Origin of the sequence: Bradyrhizobium sp. CCBAU 51745 (assembly GCF_028128715.1) — a bacterium.
GTDB classification, from domain to species: Bacteria; Pseudomonadota; Alphaproteobacteria; order Rhizobiales; family Xanthobacteraceae; genus Bradyrhizobium; species Bradyrhizobium manausense.
Genome location: NZ_LBJP01000039.1, coordinates 1 through 1,901, shown reverse-complemented (window position 1 = coordinate 1,901; position 1,901 = coordinate 1). Strand labels below are relative to the sequence as shown.

Genomic DNA, 1,901 nt, shown 5'->3' with positions numbered 1-1,901 from the left:
CATGGAGGTAACGAAGTGGCTGAAGCCTTCGATTAGCGTGTCACGAATTGGTGACAGCGCGAGTGTGCAGGCCGTAACGCGAGTGAACGCCGAGCAAGCCTCGAAAAGGACGATGCGCAGGCCGACCCGACAACCCTTTCGGGGAAGGCTGATACGGCTGGGATAACGAGCGAAATCCACCCAGCCGCTGCGCCGGGGTAGTGGCGACAGCATGTGCACAAGGAAAGCGTACGCAACACGGGAGGCCCCACGACGTGGTCAGGGATGATCAACCGGACGCCCGCGAGGGACAGGCCGGGCGCCGTGGGGATGCGGAGGGGTTCGTAGTACTGGTGAAGCCGGGTAACGCCGGTGGAGGGAAGGGACCTCAGTTCAAGACGAACGCAACACGTAGTGAGGGACCTGGAGATTGGGCAACCTATCAACTCCGAAGAGTGTTCAGAAACTGCAGACGGCGTTGCACGCGAAAGCGAAGGCAGAAGCCGGCTATCGCTTCTATGCCCTGTACGACAAGATCAGCCGTGAGGACATCCTGGCGCATGCCTACGCTCAATGCCGCTCCAACAAGGGCGCGCCGGGCGTGGATGGTCAGGACTTTGCGGACATCGAGGCGTATGGGGTGCAGCGGTGGCTCGGCGAACTGGCGCTTGCGCTCAGGCAGGAGACGTATCGACCGGACCCTATCAGAAGAGTGTACATACCGAAGGCCAATGGCAAACTCAGGCCATTGGGCATCTCGACCTTGCGCGATCGAGTCTGCATGACGGCAGCGATGCTGGTGCTGGAACCGATCTTTGAGGCCGATCTTCCGCCGGAGCAGTATGCCTACCGTCCCGGGCGAAATGCCCAACAGGCGGTGGTCGAGGTGGAAGAGCAGCTATTCCGCGGCCACCCGGAAGTCGTAGACGCCGACCTCGCGGACTACTTCGGGAGCATTCCGCATGCCGAACTTCTAAAGTCGGTAGCGCGCCGGATTGTTGATCGGCGCGTGCTGCATCTGATCAAGATGTGGCTGGAATGTCCCGTGGAAGAGACCGATGATCGAGGAAGGAAGAAACGGACGACCGAGGCACGGGACAAGCGGCGCGGCATCCCGCAAGGCTCACCCATCTCACCATTGCTGGCGAATCTTTACATGCGCCGGTTTGTGCTGGGATGGAAGATGCTCGGTCTCGAGCAAAGCCTCGGCTCTCGCATCGTGACCTATGCCGACGACCTCGTAATCTTGTGTAAACGGGGCAAAGCTGAAGAAGCCTTGCGTCAATTGCGCATGATCATGGGAAAGCTGAAGCTGATGGTCAACGAGGAAAAGACACGAATCTGTAGGGTCACGGAAGAGGAGTTCGACTTCTTGGGCTATTCGTTCGGGCGGATGTACTCAGAGAGAACCGGCCAGGCACGCCTGGGGTACCGGCCATCGAAGAAGAGCATCAAGCGTATGGTCGGACAAATCCATGCGCTGACGGTCCGAACGGGGACATGGCAAGAAACCACAGAGCTGGTGGGTAAGTTGAACCGCACGCTGCGCGGATGGGCGAACTACTTCAAGGTAGGCACCGTCACTAAGGCGTACCGCGCGATCGACAACTACACCGCTGTGCGGTTGCGCCGGTGGTTGCGCTCCAAGCACAAGGTCAGGCGACGCAAGGGCGGGACTTATCCACTCTCGCACCTCTACGGGCACTTCGGGCTCGTACGCCTAACTGCACGCGGACGCGACGTGCCGTGGGTGAAGGCGTGAGGTCTTGTCCGAGAGCCGGATGCGGGCGATCTGCATGTCCGGTTCGATGAGCGAGATGTGGAAACGGAGTCACGGTCGAACTACTAAGGCACCGCCAGACGAAAGAGGCGGCAACAGATATGTTCAGCCTACAACCGCCGCGCCACATCTCGACTCTACC

The 1,901-nt window shown here is 60.0% G+C and carries 1 protein-coding gene; it reads left to right on the top strand.

The window, feature by feature from the left end:
• Positions 1 to 409 precede the first annotated feature (409 nt).
• Positions 410 to 1,741 carry a group II intron reverse transcriptase/maturase gene (gene ltrA, locus XH98_RS12980; RefSeq protein WP_271618819.1) on the top strand — a complete coding sequence of 444 codons (1,332 nt, stop codon included), beginning with the start codon at positions 410 to 412 and terminating at the stop codon, positions 1,739 to 1,741.
• Positions 1,742 to 1,901 lie beyond the last annotated feature (160 nt).